The following is an 18,723-nucleotide window of genomic DNA, read 5'->3' on the forward strand; positions in this document are numbered from 1 at the left end:
AACCGGGGAAAGGACTAAAAGCCTCACTACCAACCGGGTTTTAAGCTTTGCTCGCAAAAGCTTTCATTGCCAAATCTTGTGCTTGCTTCATCGTAGCTTGCAGTTGTGCAGAAATTTCGGCGATTTGTTCAGTTTGGCGCTGCATTGTCTGCTGTAAAGATTGTACTTTCAACTCATATCCCTGCTTGCTTCCTTCCCATTCTTTATCCGCTAAATCTGCCTTGACTTTAGCTTCGCGGGAAACTTCTTGAATTGCTTCTTCTTTAGCTTTGATGTAAGCCTGTTTGAGTTCTTCTTCAAATCCCGCAGCTTTGGTCTGATTCTTTTCAAACTCCGCTTGATTGTCGCTGAGGACTTTTTCTCTTTCTGCCCAGTTTTTATCTTTTTCGCGGGTAGACTCTTGCAATTCCCGTTCTAGTTTGCGCTTCGTTTCTTCGTATTCGTCGGTTTCAATTTTGCGATCGCGCTGCAATTCGTATTGATAATCTGCCGCTTCCTGCTGGCGCTGTTTAGTTGTGAATGCAGTTTTTTCGGAAACTGCGGTGTCAAATTCTTGCTGTTCTTTCCCCCAAGTCTTGCGTTTTTGGGTCGTGTCTTTTTCGATAATTTCACGTTGGTTCGCAGCATTTTGTTCGAGTACAGTCAATTTTTCTTGATGCTCTTGAGTTAAAATGTGGAGGGCATCTGCTACAACTCGAATTTGCTGCAACTCCTGTAATTGTTGAGCTTCAATGTCGATCGCCTTTTTTAACTCATCTAATTTTGAAGATTCCGCCTTCAGTTTTTCGGAAAGTCCGCTGGTGATGCTACCGAAATCTAATTGTAAGTCGGCCAAGCCTTTGACAATGCTGTCAATTGTGTAGGTAGAGGCGACTTCGAGGAGTTGTTTGTTTTTAGCTTTTTCGGCTGATTGTTCTTTCGTTTCGACTTTAGATTCAATCTTTTTCTTTTCTGCTAAAATCTGCTGAAAACTTTGCAAAATTTTGGCTTTGCTATCTTTAACATTTGCTAGTGTCATAATGCTTGTTGCTCCTGATTCAAACTTTTCGAGACCTTGTTACTAAGACGTGTTGAACTATCCTAAGTTCCGGAGTTGGCTGAGAATAGATCGATATTTTTTGGCTGCATTTGGTGGGAAGTTTGGATGATTGCTCTCAAGAGATTTGAGAATTTTTTTACAGCGAGCGCACCGATTGGCTTGCCAGCACTCGCAATCGTCAACTATACTTACAAGTGTGTCTTTAAGCAGTTGATTTTCCGAGAGCAAAGCTTGGTAATTTCGCCGGATAGATTCGGCAACTACACTCATGTGCTGGAAGTCTTCGGTGAGACTTTCGATGTCGTTAATTGTATCTGCCCGAATTTGGTCGAGTAGCTCGCAATTTTCTCGCAAACGGCTTTCTTGCAGGTTGGGTTTGGTTTTAATTTTCGTTAATTTCTTCATTTTACTTTTCGCTGTCACAGTTACGGAAAAGGCGCGATTTAATCGCGCCTTTTCCACAAAATTAGAACAAGTCAGCAGTTGCTCTGTCTTCCGCTGATGGCAGCGACATATTACCGTTGGAATTCAAAGCAATAGCATCGCTTTCACCGTTGGCGTGAGCGGCCATCAAGGATGCAACTTGTGCTGCTGGTAGGTTATCTAAACAAATCATAGCCCTGGTTCCTTCCAAGTCAATCATCCGCGATTGATTGCTCAGATCGGATAAAACTGCTGCTGCTTGATCGATAACTCCCCAGTCTTTTCGCTCCATCCACGACCATTTTAAACTGTAGTAATTAATCGGTTTTACTACTCCGCTGTCGTCGGGTTTTTGACCGGAATGTTTGACAAATTCGGGGATAAAAATTCCGGTTGCTGGCTCTACGCCGCGCGATTGAACTGATGCGACTAAACGGTTAAAATCGTTCAAGCTGCGGTTTTTGATGTAGGTCACCATCACAACTCCTTGGGGCAGTTCGCCTGTTTCTGCGACGAACCAAAGTTGACCCCAAAGTGTGTGGGAAGTTTGACCGAGGGAACCGAAGAATTTGGCAAATTTGAGGATGGTGATCGAACACTTGGAACCGTAGTCTGTGTCGCCGATCGCCCATTGGCCGCTTTGGCAGTTGTTGCGAACTGCGATCGGAATTTCTGGTACTAGCAAAGCATTGCTCGGTTTGGCACCAAATACTGAAAATGTAGGTCTTTCTTTTGTAGTAGTCATTGTTCGTTTTTCCTTGGTTATTTATTTGCTGGTAATTGGTAATGGGTAATTGGTAATGGGGAATTGGTAATGGGTAAGTCACAAAAATCTAATTATTTCTCTTCCCTCTTTCCTCTTCCTTCTTCCTTCTTCCCTCTTCCTTCTTCCTTCGATTGATTACCGAATAAGATGTGTTGTCGCTTTTGGTTCTGGATATGTGTACTCAAGCATCGCCTCTTGTTGAGCTTGAATAATTCGCAGCGCGGTGAGCAAATGCTCTAACGTTTCTAAGTGCGCTGGGGTGAAGTGGATGCTGAAGCCTTCGCCATCCCGTGCGTAGCCCGGACAAACCAGTGAGGCCGAGCTTTGTTCTTCGTGGGTGGCGATGTATAGCCAGTCATCGTCTTCGAGCTTGTAATGCGTGTCTGTCCAGGTTCTCAGCATTTGCTATCTGTTCCTCCTTAATTTGCTGCGTACAAGCGTTTTGACGCCCAGCGCCGATCGCTCCTCTAAAGTTAATGGTGCTATATCTAGTGTTTTGTCTGGGATATTTTGCACCCTCAACCATACCTGTGCGGTTAAGTTGGTTGATTAAACCGTCAACTAAACCTATGGTAGCCTGTGTTGATTTTCCCGTCAAGTATTTTGTTGAACTTTTCATCAAAACAGGCTAGAATGCCTGTCAGGAGGCGAAAAACCGTGGAACAAACATTTGGAAGACTGATCCGTCAAGCTCGCAAGGACAAAGCTTACTCACAACGTGAGCTAGCGGGTATGTTAAGTGTGGATTTTACTTATTTGTCGAAGCTGGAGAACGATCGCGCCGATTATGCGCCAAAAGAGGAGGTAATCCGAGCATTAGCGCGGAATCTCGATATCAACGAAGAGGAATTGATTTTTCTGGCGGGGAGACTGCCTCAGCAGTACGAAGCGCTGCTGAAGCAGAATCCGAAGGAAATGCAGGCTCTTTTCCGGCGGATGCAAGAAAATCCAGATTGGCTCAAACAATCTTTTGAAGCGTAACAGAGGCCTATCACAGTGAGTATTTTTAAACCGTATTGCTTCTATCCCAAAGAATCGATCGAGCGTTTGGCTTCGGACATCCTGATGCAGATGCAGAAAACGCAAAATTTTGCTCCGAAATGGCCTTTTGAAGCGACAACGGTGGCTGATTTCCTGGATTTGGGCGTAGTCTGGGACTGCATTGAGCCCGATGAGGAAGGTGCGATCGCCGCCAGAATTTTACCCCAGCAGCGGTTAATCGAAATCAACGAATTGATTCTCGAAAAACCGCCGGGGTTCATCGAATCGACGATCGCCCACGAAATCGGCCACTGGGTGCTGCACGTCAATCAAGACGAAGCAGACGGGACTGTGAAACAGTTGGAACTCAACCTGGGCGATACAGAAAAAACCGCTCAGGATGTCGAGGAACCGTTTGTATGTAGGGGCGCGGGTGCGGATAATAAGGTTTTGTCGATCGAATGGCAAGCCCAATATTTTGCAAGTTGCTTGTTAATGCCTCGATGTATTTTGGAAGATAAAAGACAGGGACGGGATTTAACAAAGTGGTCGCATTTATACAAAATGAGAGATGAATTGGGAGTGAGCATTTCCAATTTGACAAACCGCTTGCAAGAGTTTGGCTGGATTTACATTCCCAAGGGAACCCGCGAAATTTATGCCGGGAAAGAGGCAGCAAACGGTCAGCAGCGGTTGTTCGGATAAAGTACGATGGGATTTGAGAGTTTATTTCAAATCTCTATCATCTTTTGAGGGTGTGAGGAATGACGGAAACAGATTTAGAGAATACTGAAGAAGAGCGAAACTGGAGACAAGACAAGCTGCTAACTATTGATGAGATTGAGAGGCTTCAAAAAGGGGGTGAAAATATTCATCTACTCAAAGGTAAACGCAATGCTTCAAAAAGAGACCTCTACAAAGACACAGAAGGAAATATTTATGTTAAACCTAAAGGTGGTATTGGAACAGGTGAATTCACTGATTTGAATATTAATGATTTTTAATTAATCAAAGAGGAGCGGGCAAATGGAGTCAGAAATTTACGCTTACTTTATGTTGACTGGAATGGAATTCGATCCCGACGAAGTGACTGCAAAGGTAAGCATCAATCCAACTGAAAGTTGGAGGAAAGGGGACTTAATTAGTGCCAGGGGTACTAGACGGCATAAAGAAAATGGTTGGAGTGTGTATTCTAAAATTGAAAAATCTGCCGACTTAGAAGAACACATTAATTCGGTTTTAGAACAGCTTCAGCCTGGGTGGAGTCCTTTGCGAGAGTTATGCAAGTTTTATGCTGCGGAGATTGCTTGCGTCATTTATTACAGAAGTGGCAGTGTGCCAGCGATTCATTTTGATAAAAGTATCGTTGAAAAGGTACATCAATTGAATGCGGCAATTGATGTAGATTTTTATGTTTTGCCAGAGGAGACTGCCTCGGATGAAGCAGTAGCAGCATGAGGGGCATAGCCTTGTGCACAAAGAGCGATCGCCCTTCTGGGTTCCTTGCTTCCTACTGTGGTACAGTATGAATGAAAAAAATCAGGGCTTACCAGAAAGAATTGGTTGAAAGCCCCAAGCCGGAGCGGGGAGAAATTAAAATTAGACTATTCATTACTCCAATCCTCTTCCTTCTAGGTAGAGGTCGCTCTCAAACTGTCAACTGTCAACTGTCAACTGTCAACTGTCAACTGTTGAAGCATGGTGGCTAGAAACCGGGTTTCTACAATTTTTACGTTGAGTGACGAAAAATAGTCGAAGAAACCCGGTTTCTGGAGCGGCGCGCGCAACTCATAAACAAATATACTGTGCAAATTATGCAGACAAATATCAGTCTGATTCTCGAAGCTTGTCAAGAGTTAAATATCAGTTATGAAATCCTCGCACCAAACCAAAACTTAGTTAGAATCAAACTGAACGGTCAAGACTATTATTTTGTCAATTTCAGTATGCCGTTTAACAACGAGCAAATCGTACACATATTTAAAGACAAAGAATATACCTATCACTTGCTAAAAGGCAAGATTCAAACTCCTCACACCCTAGGATTTCTCTCGCCTTTTTGCGAGGAAAAGTATCACAAATATTTAGAGTTTAAAGATTGTGCAGAAATTGCAGCCGAAGTGAGTAAAACATTTTCGCTACCCGTGATTGTGAAAAGAAATCGCGGTTCGGCTGGAAACAATGTATTGCTGTGTGAAACGAAAGAGCAAGTTCAAGCAGCGATTGAACTTGTATTTAATGTCAATAGCAAAGATTATGACTATGTTTGTCTAGCTCAAGAGTACATTGATATCCGACACGAATATCGGGCGGTTTTTTTCAATCACAAGCTGGTTTTGCTGTATGAAAAAGATAAATCAGACGCTAAATTTGCGGGGAATTTAAGCCCGCTGCACTGGGAGGGTGCAAAAGCTAAGCATATTACCGACTCAGAGATTATTTCGGAAATTGAAAATTTTGTTCGCCCTGTTTTTGAAGAGATTCGGATTAATTATGGTGGGTTTGATATTGCGCTAGATACAAATGGGAAATATTGGTTAATTGAAATTAATTCAAGTCCTAATTTTGAGATTTTTGTGAGAGATAATCATCGCCGGATTGCTGTAAAGATGTTTAAAGATATGTTGGAGAGCTTGACTATTAATCAAAAGCCGTAAATGTTCGATTTTAGAGATGCGCTACAATTAACTAAATCCAACAATTACACAAGAAAACATAATGACAGGACAAGTATTAGAAGTAGAGGGTACGTGGGAAGAGATTGTAGCCCTATCCGAAAAATTTGCTGGACGCAGAGTTCGCATCATCCTTCTTGCTAACGAAGACGAAGAAGCACTCCCATCTCCAGAAGAGAGCTTTCGGCAAGCATGGCTGGAAATAAAGACCGGAAAAACTAGACCTGTATCGGAACTGTGGGAAGGTATTGATGCAGCGATCGAGATGATGGAGTCTCTGCCAGAAAATTTACAGCAGCAAGTAGCAGAATACTTGAAAGAGTATATCGCACAATTAAAAGATGAGCTTCAATGGGACGAATCTTTCGAGAAAACGCAACCGCAACTTGTGGCTGCTGCTCAACAAGCCAAACAAGAAATTGTTCTTGGCGACGAAACGTTGAAGTCAGCAGAAGAGTGTTTTCGCCAAGGATGGTACGAAGCAATGACAGGGCAGACTATACCGCTTTCTGAACTGTGGGATGGAATTGATGCAGAATCGCTCTTTCTAAAAAGTACCGCCATATCCGATCGGATGTTCAGCCAATTATTGAAAAACTGCAAGCTGGAGAGTTGCTGGGAGTTCCGATACCTGGGATTGGTTACGAAATATTTAAGGTGCGTGTTAAAAACAGCGATGTTCAAAAAGGAAAAAGCGGTGGATATAGATTCATTTACTACCTTCAAACAATGACGATCGTTATCTTGATTGCCATTTATTCAAAATCAGAACAATCAGATATTGCCGCCGATCGAGTTTTAGCAATTATCAGCGAATTTAACGAGTTGATTGAAGACGCAGGAGAAACGACAGAAGAAATACAAGATAAGGACTAAAGTCCTCACTACAAACCTTAGATTACATCCTCTCCAACACTTGAATCCCTAACAATCCTAATCCTAACTTCAAAGTCCGTGCCGTCAAATCGCACAAAATTAACCGCGAAGTCCGTAACGGTTCCTCCGCTTTCAACACCGGACATTGCTCAAAGAATTGATTGAACTTTTGACTTAATTCAAACAAATACTGACAGATTCGATTCGGCAACAAATCGCCGCCAACAGCATTTACAACTTCATTCAACTGCAATAAATGCTTGGCTAAAACTAACTCCGCATCCGACTCCAAAATTACTTTTGCACTAGCATCTAAGTTGTCAAAATTAATCTCACCTTTGCGACGAATTCCCTGCACGCGCACGTAAGCATACAGCATATAAGGTGCGGTGTTTCCTTGCAATGCGAGCATTTTGTCGTAACTAAATACATAGTTGCTCGCCCGGTTTTGACTTAAATCGGCGTACTTAACGGCGCTCAAACCAACTACGTGAGATACGTTGGCTATAAACTCTTCTGTTTCTTGTCTTTCTTCTGCTGCTAATCTTTTTTCCAAATCTGCGCGGGTTCGCACGATCGCCTCATCGAGCAAATCTTGCAGCCGCACTGCATCCCCAGAACGAGTTTTTAATCTTTTGCCATCTTCTCCGCATACCAAACCGAAGGGAATGTGGACAATCTCGACATCTTCGGGAATCCAATTGGCTTTTCTGGCGACTGCAAATACTTGGGCGAAATGGTTGGATTGTCCGGAATCTGTGACGTAAATTATGCGCTTTGCCTTGTCGTTTTGAATGCGGTAGCGGATGGCAGCTAAGTCTGTTGTGGCGTAGTTGTAGCCGCCGTCGGTTTTTTGGACGATTAGCGGTAATGGTTCGCCTTCTTTGTTGGTGAATCCGTCTACAAATACGCATTTGGCGCCGTCACTTTCTACTAGCAAACCGAGATTGGTTAAATCTTCGACTACTCCGGGCAATAATGGATTGTAAAATGATTCGCCGCGTTCGGTTAATTTGATGTCGAGCAAATCGTAGATTACTTGGAATTCGCGGCGGGATTGATCGCACAGCAGTTTCCAGGCGCGTCTGGTGTCTTCGGCGCCGGCTTGCAGTTTTACGACTTCTTGTCTCGCGGTTTCTTTGAAGATTTCGTCTGCGTCGAAGCGCTGTTTTGCTTGGCGGTAAAATGCAACTAAATCGCCTAAGTCTAGGGCGTCAGCAGTTGTTAAAGCTTCGGGGTGAACTTCGCGCAAATAGGCGATTAGCATTCCGAATTGGGTGCCCCAGTCGCCGATGTGGTTGATTCTGATTACGTCGTGGCCTTGAAATTCGAGGGTGCGGGCGATCGCATCTCCGATGATTGTCGATCGCAAATGTCCGACGTGCATTTCTTTGGCGATATTCGGGCTCGAAAAGTCGATCGCGATTCTCTGAGGCGTTTGAGTCGGTGAAATCCCCAAACGGGTGTCGGCGGCGATCGCGCTGATCTGTGCTTCCAAATAAGCCGGTTTCAGCTTCAAATTGATAAAACCGGGGCCGGCGATTTCTGGAGTTTCGCAGATGTCGGCAATATCTAGATTTTCGACGATCGTAGAGGCGATCGCCCGCGGTGGCTTGCCTAACTTTTTGCCCAAACTCATCGCCGCGTTGCACTGAAAATCCCCAAACTTGGGATTATTCGCAGGCGCTAGCATCAGATCCGTATCGGCATAACTCTCGCCGAATGCGGAGGTGAAGGCTTTTTCAAATCTTGTTTTTAACTGTTGGGCGATCGAGTTCATCTTTTATATTTTGATTGGATACTTATTTTAAACTCTAGATTAAGCACTTTGTGTCAATAATACTCTTACAACTCAGGCAATTTCCCTCTCCCCCTCTTTCCCTCTCCCCCTCTTTCCCGATTCCCAATAAAATTTTGTGTGCTTAGGTTTGAGCTGCTGGTGCAGTCGAAATCACTGACCGCATTAACACATAGTACATTTTATCACAGTTGCGATCGCTACACAAAGCAAAAAAGATCACATCTAGTCAACGATCGCGATCGCTAGATAATTTATTTAAATGAGTTACATTAACGTATGTTAATATTTTTTTAATGCTCCCGAAAATTCTACCCAAGGAAGTAGTTATGTTATCTCAACCTGTTTTTGGCGATCGTTCTCTGACCCAAGCCTTTTATCAAGCTGTAATCGATCGCTTCGATGACCCTCTGAGTCTTTCGACTCAAGCACTATTACGAGAGTGTACCCTCGGTTTCGCCCCTTGTCCCGAGGGAGTCAAAACCTTTTTCATTATCGCGCCGAGTCTGGAGGCTGCCGAGCAACTAATTGGCAAAATGGACAACATTTTAGAGCGAGTTGCCGAACTCATGGCTGGAGTCGGACAAGTTGCCCTGTGCATCGTTCCCCCCGGCAGCGAGGTCGAGGAACAAGTAGATCTGCAAAACTTAGAAAAAGTTCCCCCCGATTGTCTCGCTTGCAAATTCTTTACAATTATGTGTGCTGATGCTGCGAGCGATCGGTAAAATTGACACTTAGCAACCAGCAACTTGCTGTGTTGCGCCGAACCTGTGCCAGTACCGGCGCGGGAGACATTGCCTACTTAGTAACAATCCCTGGAATCATCAGGGCAAAGCGTGCAGGTAATTCGATCGAAAGCAAGGTTGCACTCGCTATCAAAGATTGTTCAACAAGCAGGCACAATTAACATACCTTCATGCCCGCTTATCAGTCGATCTGATTTTTACCTGCCGGCTCAAGCAGCCGTGCATCTACTTTTTAGCTCCCCAATCAAAGCCGCCAAAAAGCCGCACTAACTTTCCTCGGTGTCTCGCTTCAAAAGATAGCAAACAGTTGACAGTTGACAGTTGACAGTTGACAGTTGTTAGCTGTTAGTTAGTTGGTAGGGGCGGTGGATGGTGCAGGCCCGCCGTCTTAGTCATCAGTCATCAGGAAGAAGGAAGTTCATCCGAACTTGCAATGTACGGAATGTAACGGATTTAAAAGTCAAGGAAGAGAGAAGAAGGCTTGCTTCGGCTACGCGATCGCGTCAAAAGAAGGAAGAGGTTCGAGGGCAGAAGATATACACAGCAAGCTTTTTAACAAGAGATATTTTAGGTTGAATTAGGTGCATTTACTGCTCGTTGCAAAAGAGAGTTTTGCTTGACATTCATTAAGTTTGCAGCGAGCAGAAATATTGGAAAAAATAGATAGTTAGTAGTTAGTAGGGTGCATCAGTCGGGTGCATCTGGGTTTGGCGAATACATCCGTAGGGGCGAAGCATGACCGCAGAAAATATGGGATGATAACTAATAATTTATATGCGGTCATGCTTCGCCCTCTTCAAAAGTGAGATGCACCCCATCAGTCCCAAGTTTTGACACAATTTAAACACAGAGAAACTGACGCAGTTTACCAAGAAGAATGGGTTTAAAGCCTCCTCCTTAAGCAGGGGGAAATAAAACAAAATTATTTACTGCTTCAATACTCGGACTTCTAGGTAGAGGTCGATCTCAAACTGTCAACTGTCAACTGTCAACTGTCAACTGTTGAAGGGGATATATAGTGCGATCGCATCCCAGGCTCATAGAATTTGTTAAAAATTTAAGTTGAAAAATTGAATTATTAAATTTTATGCCTAGCATTGGCGATAAAATCTAAGATTGCAATTCTCAAATCTCCAATCAAGCCATCATGGTAAAACTGACACCGAACCCTAGCTTTAGTTTAACGATTCGCGTTGCTCTGCCGAACCAGCCGGGAATGCTAGCAAGCGTCACCAGTGCGATCGGCTCTGTGGGCGGCAACTTCGGCCAAATCGACTTGATCGAGCAAACCCGCGCCACTACAGTTCGCGATATCACCGTCGATGCTTACAGCACCGAGCACAGCGAAGAAATAGTCCAAGCAGTGAAAGCGCTAGCGGATATCAAAGTGATCGACGTGTACGATCGCACTTTCAACCTGCACCGCGGCGGTAAAATCAGCGTAGAAAGCAAAATTTCCCTCAAACGCCAGTCAGATTTGGCAATGGCCTACACTCCAGGAGTCGCTCGCATCTGTACCGCGATCGCCAATGACCCCCAACAAGTTTACAACCTGACAATCAAACAAAATACTGTTGCCATTGTTACCGACGGTAGCGCAGTTTTGGGACTGGGAAACCTGGGGCCCGAAGCCGCCCTGCCAGTCATGGAAGGCAAAGCCATGCTATTTAAAGAATTTGCCGGAATTGACGCCTTTCCTATCTGTTTGAATACCCAAGATACTGACGAAATTATTCGCACAGTGCAGAATATCGCCCCGGTTTTTGGTGGTGTTAACCTCGAAGATATTTCTTCACCTCGCTGCTTTGAAATTGAAGCAAGATTGCGGGAAACCTTAAATATTCCGATTTTTCACGACGATCAACACGGAACTGCGATTGTTAGTTTGGCAGCATTAATTAATGCCTTGAAACTCGTCAAAAAAACAATGGCAGAAGTGTGTATCGTAATTAACGGCGCCGGTGCGGCCGGAGTCGCGATCGCCCGTTTGCTGCGGAAAGCAGGTGCCGAAAACATCATCATGTGCGACTCCAAAGGCGTCCTTTCCAAAGATCGCACGGATATGAACCCAGAAAAACTGGAATTTGCTGTAGCTTCGAGCGGTACTTTGGAAGATGCGATCGCCGGTGCGGATGTATTTTTAGGTGTCAGCGCCCCTGGCGTGCTCACGCGATCGATGGTGCGATCGATGGCCGAGAATCCGATCGTTTTTGCCATGGCAAATCCCATTCCCGAAATTCAGCCAGAATTAATTATGGAGGATGCGGCGATTATTGCTACCGGACGCAGCGATTACCCGAATCAAATTAACAATGTTTTGGCGTTTCCGGGGATATTTCGAGGCGCTTTGGACTGCAAAGCTCGCACAATTACGACCAGTATGTATCTAGGTGCAGCTTACGCGATCGCCTCTTTAGTCAGTCCTTCGCAGCTTGACAAAGAACACATTATACCCTCAGTTTTTGACGAGCGAGTTGCCATTGCTGTCGCCGGTGCAGTGCAGTTGGCCGCCCGATCCGAAGGTATCGCCCGCGATTAACAGAAGGAACAGTTGACAGTTGACAGTTGACAGTTGACAGTTGACAGTTGACTCCGAAAGCAGGAAAGCAGTTGACAGTCGAGAATAGTTGACAGTTGAGGGAGAAAAGAGGGAAGAGGGAAGAAGGAAGGGGGAAGATACCATGTATAAATTCATGGTCTTTGTCGCAGTTTTGTACTTCTTGTTTTGGGATTTTTCTGGTTTATTCTCATTCTCCGTTTCCTCCTTCCCGTTCATTCTTACTCCTTTTTTCTTCCCCATCCTCTCTTTGTCCCTCTCTCCTCCCTCAGCGGATCGGCATTAAATTCCGTACACTGCTAGTTGCCGAACTTCCCTCGAACCTCGAACCTTTAACCTCTTCCTTCTGCCCCCGAACCTCAACATCTATCCCTTACCAGAAATCATTGGTTGAAAGCCTCTCCGTTTTAGGGATAAATTAAAATCAGACGATTCATTACTCCAATCCTCGGACTTCCAGGTAGAAGTTGCCCTCAAGCGGTCAACTGTCAACTGTCAACTGTCAACTGTCAACTGAATGAAATCCGTTATACAATCCGTTGCCGAACTTCCTTCTTCCTGCTTTTTTGCTGAGTGATAAAAATCACACCAATAAACCAGATAATCGACATAATAAAGATATAATTAATTATCCCAAGCCCAGCTAGGTCAGATGCAAAGCCAGTTAGGAGAAGAGCGCAGCAACAGCAAATTATTAGAACCGTCCCCGCTCGGGCTGGCATTGTGCCGGACGGACGGGACTTTTCTTGACGTAAATCCAGCTTTTGCGAATATTATTGGTCGGACAGTTGTAGAAACTCTCAACCTCAACTACTGGGAAATTGTGCAAACACAGTGTACTGCCAGAGACAAGTATCTAGAAATTCCAACCAAAAATAGGTGCGCGGGCACGTGTGCAGCAGCATACAAACATAAAAACAACCATCTCGTACCCGTGCGAGTGTCGGAGCGGGCAATTGAAACAGACGGAGAGTGGGCGATTTGGTTGAGTGCTGAACAAGTTGTTAATTGGGAGCCTGAAAATAGCGAGCTGCTGGAATCAGCGCCGTCGCACTGCAATTGTCATCTAGAAAAATTGCTGGAAAACCAGAATACTGAGTTGGCAAAAACTCACGAACTACTCCAAGAAAAAATCGCCGAACTCGAACTTGCAAAATCGCAACTGCAACTCCAAAATCAGATTTTAGAGCAAATTCGCGAAGCCGTAATTTGCACGGATGCTGGCGGCTCAATCACCAGTTGGAATAAACAGGCTCAAAGACTCTACGGATATGAGAATAGTGAAGTAATCGGTCAAAATATTGCTCTACTTTATCTGCAAGAACAGCGAGAATTACTATCTATATTAGTGGCTCAACAGCTAGAAGAAACAGGCGAGTCGGATCTAGAGATTACCATGCAGCGCAAGTCTGGAGAAAATTTTTACTCGCACTTGTCACTTTCTCTGTTAAAAGACGTTCGTGGCGAAATTATTGGAAGTGTCGGCTGCATCAGAGACATTAGCGATCGCAAAAAAATAGAACAAGAATTAGCACAGAGACAAGCACTATTTGATTCCTTTTTGCAGGAAGCGCCGGCAGGACTTTGTATTTTTGATTCCCAACTGCGGTACGTGCAAATCAATCAATTTCTAGCCGACATAAATGGCTTGAGTCCTGCTGAACACATTGGCAAGACTTTACGCGAAATATTGCCGGAAATCGCTCCAATGGTAGAGCCTTTATACGAACAAATATTGAGAACCAAGCAACCTCTAATTAACATGGAAATGAGCGCTGAGAATCCCAGAAATCCGGGGATTATGCGACACATGACAGCTTCTTATTTTCCTCTACTCGACAAAGACGGTGAGGCGATCGGCATGGGTGCACTGGTTATTGACATTAGCGATCGCAAACAAGCAGAAGCAGCCCTCCAAAAAAGCGAACAGCTCTACCGCACTATGGCAAGCAACATTCCCAACAGTGCGGTGATGCTGTTCGATCGCGAAATGCGCTTTACCCTGGTAGAAGGCACAGAATTAGCAGGAGTGGGGCTTTCTAAAGAGTTAATGGAAGGCAAGACAATCTGGGAAGTATTCCAGCCGGATTTTTGCGCTGCTGTCGAGCCAAATTATCTGGCGGCCCTGGCTGGAGAAACAGTTGTTACAGAATTTACCTATGGCGATCGCATTTACCTCGCTTATACTTTGCCAGTCAGAAACGAACGGCAAGAAATCACCGGCGGATTGCTAATGACTCAAAACATTACGGCTCGCCAATTAGCAGAAGAAGCCCTCAGAGAAAGCGAAGAAAAATATCGCTGCATTGTCGAAACAGCCGATGAAGGCATTTGGATGATCGATGCGGAGGGTAAAACTACTTTTGTTAACCAAAAAATGGCTGATATGCTAGGCTGCACCGCAGAGGATGCGATCGGGCAGTCACTATTTGCTTTCATGGATGCAGAAGGCATCGCGATCGCCCAAGCCAATCTCAACCGCCGCAGTCAAGGAATTCGCGAACAGCACGATTTTAAGTTCCTGCGCCGAGACGGGAGCGAGTTGTGGGCGATGCTTTCTACTAATCCATTGCCAGACAAAGAAGGGCGCTATATCGGCGCTTTGGCAATGGTTGCCGACATTACCGATCGCAAGCAAACAGAAGCCGCATTACAGCAGTCAGAAGCCAAATTTCGATTACTTTACGAATCAACCAGCTTGGCTGTTTTAATGTTAGATGAAAACGGTATCCGCAATGTCAACAACGCCACCATAGAACTATTTGGAGCCACTAGCCAAGGGCAGTTTGTCGGCAAGAATCCAGGCGAATTGTCGCCTCCTTTCCAACCCAACGGCAGAGACTCTTTGAGCATGGCGAATGAGATGATGGCGATCGCCTTTGAATGTGGTAATCACCGTTTTGATTGGGTTCACCAGCGTTTAGACGGTACGAATTTTCCCGCAGAAGTCGTGCTGACAGTCATCGAAGTTGGAAATGAAAGCGTTATTCAAGCAGTCGTCCAAGATTTAACCGATCGCTTCCTTGCAGAAGAAACATTAGTGCGATCGGAACAAGCCCTCAGACAGCAAGCTCAGAGAGAACAACTACTCAATCAAATAGCCAACCAAATTCGCATTTCTTTAGATTTAGACACAATTTTAGCAACCGCCGTTCAAGAAATTCACAATCTCATGCAGCCAGATTGGTGCATCTTCACTTGGTACCGTCCCAACAGCAATCCTCCGGTTTGGAATATAGTCTGCGAAGCCAAAAATGTAGCTTTGCCAAGTTTCCTAGGTACTTATGTTGTAGAGGACACATCTAGTGCAGGAGTAGAACAAATTTTGCGCCGAGAAATTCTGCAAGTTGATGATGTTAGCACTTTTGACAATGTAGAATTGCGCCAAGCTTTCCAGGCAATAGAAGTTAACTCAGTGCTGTCGCTACCAATTCACACTGCTTCCGGCGATATTGGGGCGATTACGTGCTATCAGGCTTTGTATGTGCGACATTGGAGCGACTCAGAAGTCGAACTGATGCAAGCGGTGATTGCTCAAATTGCGATCGCGATCGACCACGCAAAATTGTACACCCAAACCCGCACAACCGCTCGATTAGCTCAAGCTCAAACTCAACAGCTAGAACAAACTTTACACCAACTTCAACGCACCCAAACTCAATTAATTCAAAGTGAAAAAATGTCTAGTTTGGGACAATTAGTAGCAGGTGTCGCCCACGAAATCAACAACCCAGTTAACTTTATCTACGGTAATCTCAGCTACGTCAGCGAATACACTCAAAACTTGCTAAAAATGCTGCAATTTTACCAGCGTGAATACCCCGAGCCTAGTGCAGCAATTTTAAATGCCAGAGAATCCTTGGAAATTGATTATATTTTTGAAGATTTACCAAAAATTGTCACATCTATGAAAGTCGGAGCCGATCGCATCCGCGACATAGTTTTGAGCCTGCGGACTTTCTCAAGATTGGACGAAGCCGAAATGAAGCAAGTTGACATTCACGAAGGCATAGAAAGCACGCTGATGATTTTGCAAAATCGCCTAAAGAATAAAGCCGATCGCCCGCAAATTAATATTATTAAAGAATACGGTAACTTGCCTTTAGTTGAATGTTATCCCGGCCAGTTAAATCAAGTATTTATGAATTTGTTGAGCAATGCGATCGACGCATTGGAAATGGAGACAAATAAACCAGAATGCAAGGAAGGGAAGGATTTAGCAATTAGAATTCGCACCGAAGTAACCGACAATAACTGCGTAATGATGCGGATAGCTGACACAGGCCCCGGGATGAGCGAAAACGTGAAACGGCGCTTGTTTGACCCATTTTTCACCACAAAACCCATCGGCAAAGGCACAGGCTTAGGATTGGCGATTTCGCACTCTATTGTCGTAGAAAAACACGGAGGCGAGCTGACCTGCAATTCTGTATTGGGAGAAGGTTCCGAATTTGCGATCGAGATTCCGCTGCGGCAAAAAAGAAATTAGTTATTGGTTATTGGTTATTGGTTATTGGTTATTGGTTATTGGTTATTGGTTATTGGTTATTGGTTATTCGTAGGGTGCGTCAGTTAGGGATTCAAATAGCACAGAAAATGGGAGCATCTCAGTTTTGCAAGAAGCATTTTTTCTTGTAGTGCGAGCGTCCCCGCTCGCGTGCTTGTAAGCACGCGAGCGGGGACAGCACTGTAAATACAAAACTGAGATGCTCCCCAGAAAATCCTGTAAGCTGACGCACCTTTCAACAAACTATGGTGCGTCAGCCACTAGCTTCTCAACATCACCAAATATCGCGCATACTGACGCACCCTACGACACTACGACAAACTACCCTTTACCACCAGACGCACACCGCCAGCGGGCGCCATTGTCAAACCGCGACGTACTGGCAAAATCGGACGATTTTCTGCAAGTTCCAAAGAATATCGCGACAGCACTTTCGCCAAAACTAACTTCATTTCAAACATCGCAAATGCCGCGCCAATACAGCGACGGTTCCCTCCCCCAAACGGCAAATATTCGTAAGGTGAAAATTGCCTTTCTAGAAAACGTTCTGGTTTAAAACGATTTGGTTCGGGGTAAAGATCCTCTCGGTGATGAACCAAATAAATGCAGGTAGAAAGCATCACTCCTTGAGGAATATCATAACCCATTAACTGCATCGGAGCTTGCGGAACGCGCGGAAATGCAAAAAATACGATCGGATAAATTCGCAGCGTTTCCGAACAGACAGCATTCAAATACGGCAGTTTAGCAATTTCCATCCCATCGCAATTGTCAACATCAATAGAAGAGAGTTCTTGCAGCAGTTTTTCGCGAACTTCCGGGAGATAGTGAATCCAATACAAAGCCCAGGCTAAAGCTGTAGCTGTAGTTTCGTGTCCCGCGAATAACATTGTCATTAATTCATCGCGCAATTCAACATCGCTCATCGGCTCTCCGGCTTCGTCGCGGGCTGAAACCAACAAGCTGAGGATGTCTTCGCCCAAGGGTTGAGATTGAGTTTTGCGATCGCGAATTTCTTGATAAAGCAGTTCATCCAAACGCTGTCTCTGCCGCAAAAACCGTCCCCAAGGACTCCAAGCGCCCAAATCTTTTTGCAGTGACTTTACCAGCAAAAAGGTAGCATTTAATGGATTACTAAACACGCTGAACATATCAACCATTAATTGGTGAATTTGTTGGTAGCGTTCTCCTTCGCTCAGCCCAAAAACTGCGTGCAAAATCACATCCAAAGAAATGTTTTGCATGGTTGCTTGGGCGACGAAAGTATTACCAGGAGTCCAAGTATTAATTGCTTTTTCGGTGATGTCGCGGATGATTTCTCCGTAAGCTTTCATACGTTCACCGTGCAAAGGTGGCATTAAAAGCTTGCGCTGCTGCAAATGTTGATCGCCATCTAACAACAATAAGGAATTGGGGCCTACTAAAGGTAACGTTACTTGGTTTCCCGTACCAGATTCAAAGAATTTACTATCCGCTGTGAAAATTTCTTGAATTGCTTGAGGATTGCTAATAACTACCTGGGGCGGAAAGTTGCTGAATTGGGTGGTGAAAATGTCGCCGTATGTCTTATAATTTTTCTCTAAATAATAGAGGGGATTTAAAATCCCCCGGACTGTCTGAACAAATCTCCCCTGTTTAGGGCCGTCTAGCAATTTGTTGCTAGTGTTATTTTGAGATTGAGAATTTTCTGTGAGGATAGTCATTGGTTTTTATCCTGCTTTTGTTGTTTCAGATGACTGAAAGCATTATTACTATTTCCAAGCGATCGCGAATCTCTATTCTAGCTTGTTGACGCCGAGAGATTTTACGTAAACCCGATCGCACCTTGCTGTTTCCACACCCGTTGTCGGTAGATATCCGCTAGTTTCGTACATTTTCACAGCTTCTTTGAGAACGCTAGCAGTTTCGATCCAGATTTCATCAAAGCCGCGAGCCATTATTTTACTTTCCAATTCTTGCAGTAAAAATTTCCCCAAACCTTGTCCCCTTGCTGCTGGCAAAATATACATTTTGCGAATTTCCACAGCATTCTTCCCGCGCTCGATGGGATAGTAAGCCGCCGTACCGACTATTTGATCGTGCTTTTCAACTACCCAAAATTCCCCGCCCTTCTTCTGATAGTGTAGTTCTACATCATAGACATCTCGATCTGCGCCATGAACTTCGCATTGTAAACCGTACTCTACCAAAACATTCTGAATTAAATGGAATGCCTCAGCCCGATCGCGCGTTTCCCACGAACGAATTAAAAAATCCCGATGTTGGGTTCTCATTAGTTGTTACTAATTATACTTATTTTTGGACTTTGGCAACTGTAATTTTACTGATAATTAGTGTTTTACAGTCTGGAAATGC

General features: G+C 44.5%; 19 protein-coding genes. 11 read left to right on the forward strand and 8 right to left on the reverse strand.

The annotated features are described in order from the left end of the window. Nucleotides 1-40: 40 nt before the first annotated feature. From JGK20_RS04585 to JGK20_RS04605, 5 genes are all read right to left on the reverse strand, one after another. Entirely contained in the window at nt 41-1,018 is a 978-nt protein-coding gene (locus JGK20_RS04585; protein ID WP_293229524.1) for a hypothetical protein, read from the reverse strand. Between the two features lie 57 nt (nt 1,019-1,075). Continuing rightward, entirely contained in the window at nt 1,076-1,444 is a 369-nt protein-coding gene (locus JGK20_RS04590; RefSeq protein WP_293175334.1) for a hypothetical protein, read from the reverse strand. 61 nt (nt 1,445-1,505) lie between these two features. Then, nucleotides 1,506-2,207: a hypothetical protein gene (locus tag JGK20_RS04595; RefSeq protein ID WP_293175332.1), complete on the reverse strand. Its 702-nt coding sequence runs from the start codon at nt 2,205-2,207 to the stop codon at nt 1,506-1,508. 156 nt (nt 2,208-2,363) lie between these two features. Then, complete coding sequence (locus tag JGK20_RS04600; RefSeq protein ID WP_265234661.1) at nt 2,364-2,630, reverse strand: hypothetical protein; 267 nt, start codon at nt 2,628-2,630, stop codon at nt 2,364-2,366. Next, nucleotides 2,584-2,847, reverse strand: a complete 264-nt coding sequence (locus tag JGK20_RS04605; RefSeq protein ID WP_293175327.1) for a hypothetical protein — start codon at nt 2,845-2,847, stop codon at nt 2,584-2,586. The genes JGK20_RS04600 and JGK20_RS04605 overlap by 47 nt, the downstream gene beginning before the upstream one ends. A 38-nt stretch (nt 2,848-2,885) precedes the next feature. Between JGK20_RS04605 and JGK20_RS04610 the strand changes: the two genes are divergently transcribed. The 8 genes from JGK20_RS04610 to JGK20_RS04645 all read left to right on the forward strand — a co-directional run bounded on the left by JGK20_RS04610 (nt 2,886) and on the right by JGK20_RS04645 (nt 6,760). Further along, nucleotides 2,886-3,209, forward strand: coding sequence for a helix-turn-helix transcriptional regulator (locus tag JGK20_RS04610; RefSeq protein WP_190739559.1), 324 nt, complete (start codon nt 2,886-2,888; stop codon nt 3,207-3,209). Nucleotides 3,210-3,224: 15 nt separating this feature from the next. Then, nucleotides 3,225-3,914 (forward strand): ImmA/IrrE family metallo-endopeptidase, encoded by a 690-nt coding sequence (locus JGK20_RS04615; RefSeq protein ID WP_293175325.1) that lies wholly within the window; start codon nt 3,225-3,227, stop codon nt 3,912-3,914. A gap of 59 nt (nt 3,915-3,973) precedes the next feature. Beyond that, a complete protein-coding gene (locus tag JGK20_RS04620; protein ID WP_293175323.1) occupies nt 3,974-4,213 on the forward strand; it encodes a polymorphic toxin type 33 domain-containing protein in 240 nt (79 codons plus the stop codon). A gap of 22 nt (nt 4,214-4,235) precedes the next feature. After that, nucleotides 4,236-4,667 (forward strand): DUF4279 domain-containing protein, encoded by a 432-nt coding sequence (locus tag JGK20_RS04625; protein WP_293175321.1) that lies wholly within the window; start codon nt 4,236-4,238, stop codon nt 4,665-4,667. A 71-nt stretch (nt 4,668-4,738) separates the two neighbouring features. Continuing rightward, on the forward strand, nt 4,739-4,918 hold the full coding sequence (locus tag JGK20_RS04630; RefSeq protein WP_293175319.1) for a hypothetical protein: 180 nt from the start codon (nt 4,739-4,741) through the stop codon (nt 4,916-4,918). A 105-nt stretch (nt 4,919-5,023) separates the two neighbouring features. After that, nucleotides 5,024-5,866 (forward strand): YheC/YheD family protein, encoded by an 843-nt coding sequence (locus JGK20_RS04635; protein WP_293196614.1) that lies wholly within the window; start codon nt 5,024-5,026, stop codon nt 5,864-5,866. A gap of 61 nt (nt 5,867-5,927) precedes the next feature. Continuing rightward, the gene (locus tag JGK20_RS04640) at nt 5,928-6,617 is read left to right on the forward strand and encodes a hypothetical protein (protein ID WP_293229526.1); all 690 of its coding nucleotides are present in this window, start codon (nt 5,928-5,930) and stop codon (nt 6,615-6,617) included. Next, on the forward strand, nt 6,614-6,760 hold the full coding sequence (locus JGK20_RS04645; protein ID WP_293229528.1) for a hypothetical protein: 147 nt from the start codon (nt 6,614-6,616) through the stop codon (nt 6,758-6,760). Before JGK20_RS04640 ends, JGK20_RS04645 begins: the two co-directional genes overlap by 4 nt. Nucleotides 6,761-6,782: 22 nt before the next feature. On the opposite strand, the gene argS is transcribed toward JGK20_RS04645, so the two are convergent. After that, complete coding sequence (argS, locus tag JGK20_RS04650) at nt 6,783-8,540, reverse strand: arginine--tRNA ligase (RefSeq protein WP_293223695.1); 1,758 nt, start codon at nt 8,538-8,540, stop codon at nt 6,783-6,785. Nucleotides 8,541-8,887: 347 nt separating this feature from the next. On the opposite strand from argS, the gene JGK20_RS04655 reads away from it, so the two are divergent. The 3 genes from JGK20_RS04655 (at nt 8,888) to JGK20_RS04665 (ending at nt 16,350) form a co-directional block, all read left to right on the forward strand. After that, the gene (locus tag JGK20_RS04655) at nt 8,888-9,283 is read left to right on the forward strand and encodes a hypothetical protein (RefSeq protein WP_293196618.1); all 396 of its coding nucleotides are present in this window, start codon (nt 8,888-8,890) and stop codon (nt 9,281-9,283) included. 1,168 nt (nt 9,284-10,451) lie between these two features. Then, nucleotides 10,452-11,843, forward strand: coding sequence for a malic enzyme-like NAD(P)-binding protein (locus tag JGK20_RS04660; RefSeq protein WP_293175307.1), 1,392 nt, complete (start codon nt 10,452-10,454; stop codon nt 11,841-11,843). 670 nt (nt 11,844-12,513) lie between these two features. Further along, nucleotides 12,514-16,350 (forward strand): PAS domain S-box protein, encoded by a 3,837-nt coding sequence (locus JGK20_RS04665; protein WP_293229531.1) that lies wholly within the window; start codon nt 12,514-12,516, stop codon nt 16,348-16,350. Nucleotides 16,351-16,679: 329 nt separating this feature from the next. Here JGK20_RS04665 and JGK20_RS04670 read toward each other — a convergent pair whose 3' ends face one another. Together JGK20_RS04670 and JGK20_RS04675 are read right to left on the reverse strand one after the other, a co-directional pair. Continuing rightward, on the reverse strand, nt 16,680-18,071 hold the full coding sequence (locus JGK20_RS04670; RefSeq protein WP_293189442.1) for a cytochrome P450: 1,392 nt from the start codon (nt 18,069-18,071) through the stop codon (nt 16,680-16,682). Nucleotides 18,072-18,143: 72 nt separating this feature from the next. Continuing rightward, on the reverse strand, nt 18,144-18,641 hold the full coding sequence (locus tag JGK20_RS04675) for a GNAT family N-acetyltransferase (protein ID WP_293189440.1): 498 nt from the start codon (nt 18,639-18,641) through the stop codon (nt 18,144-18,146). Between the last annotated feature and the right edge of the window lie 82 nt (nt 18,642-18,723).

The organism is Microcoleus sp. PH2017_05_CCC_O_A (assembly GCF_020738785.1).
Taxonomy (GTDB): Bacteria; Cyanobacteriota; Cyanobacteriia; order Cyanobacteriales; family Microcoleaceae; genus Microcoleus.

Coding starts and splice junctions, on each gene's coding strand:
- JGK20_RS04645 (WP_293229528.1), top strand. CDS start 6,614: ATGACGATCGTTATCTTGATTGCCATTTATTCAAAATCAGAACAATCA.
- JGK20_RS04620 (WP_293175323.1), top strand. CDS start 3,974: ATGACGGAAACAGATTTAGAGAATACTGAAGAAGAGCGAAACTGGAGA.
- JGK20_RS04670 (WP_293189442.1), bottom strand. CDS start 18,071: ATGACTATCCTCACAGAAAATTCTCAATCTCAAAATAACACTAGCAAC.
- JGK20_RS04635 (WP_293196614.1), top strand. CDS start 5,024: ATGCAGACAAATATCAGTCTGATTCTCGAAGCTTGTCAAGAGTTAAAT.
- JGK20_RS04595 (WP_293175332.1), bottom strand. CDS start 2,207: ATGACTACTACAAAAGAAAGACCTACATTTTCAGTATTTGGTGCCAAA.
- JGK20_RS04660 (WP_293175307.1), top strand. CDS start 10,452: ATGGTAAAACTGACACCGAACCCTAGCTTTAGTTTAACGATTCGCGTT.
- JGK20_RS04675 (WP_293189440.1), bottom strand. CDS start 18,641: ATGAGAACCCAACATCGGGATTTTTTAATTCGTTCGTGGGAAACGCGC.
- JGK20_RS04630 (WP_293175319.1), top strand. CDS start 4,739: ATGAAAAAAATCAGGGCTTACCAGAAAGAATTGGTTGAAAGCCCCAAG.
- JGK20_RS04590 (WP_293175334.1), bottom strand. CDS start 1,444: ATGAAGAAATTAACGAAAATTAAAACCAAACCCAACCTGCAAGAAAGC.
- JGK20_RS04585 (WP_293229524.1), bottom strand. CDS start 1,018: ATGACACTAGCAAATGTTAAAGATAGCAAAGCCAAAATTTTGCAAAGT.
- JGK20_RS04625 (WP_293175321.1), top strand. CDS start 4,236: ATGGAGTCAGAAATTTACGCTTACTTTATGTTGACTGGAATGGAATTC.
- JGK20_RS04655 (WP_293196618.1), top strand. CDS start 8,888: ATGTTATCTCAACCTGTTTTTGGCGATCGTTCTCTGACCCAAGCCTTT.
- argS (WP_293223695.1), bottom strand. CDS start 8,540: ATGAACTCGATCGCCCAACAGTTAAAAACAAGATTTGAAAAAGCCTTC.
- JGK20_RS04640 (WP_293229526.1), top strand. CDS start 5,928: ATGACAGGACAAGTATTAGAAGTAGAGGGTACGTGGGAAGAGATTGTA.
- JGK20_RS04600 (WP_265234661.1), bottom strand. CDS start 2,630: ATGCTGAGAACCTGGACAGACACGCATTACAAGCTCGAAGACGATGAC.
- JGK20_RS04605 (WP_293175327.1), bottom strand. CDS start 2,847: ATGAAAAGTTCAACAAAATACTTGACGGGAAAATCAACACAGGCTACC.
- JGK20_RS04665 (WP_293229531.1), top strand. CDS start 12,514: ATGCAAAGCCAGTTAGGAGAAGAGCGCAGCAACAGCAAATTATTAGAA.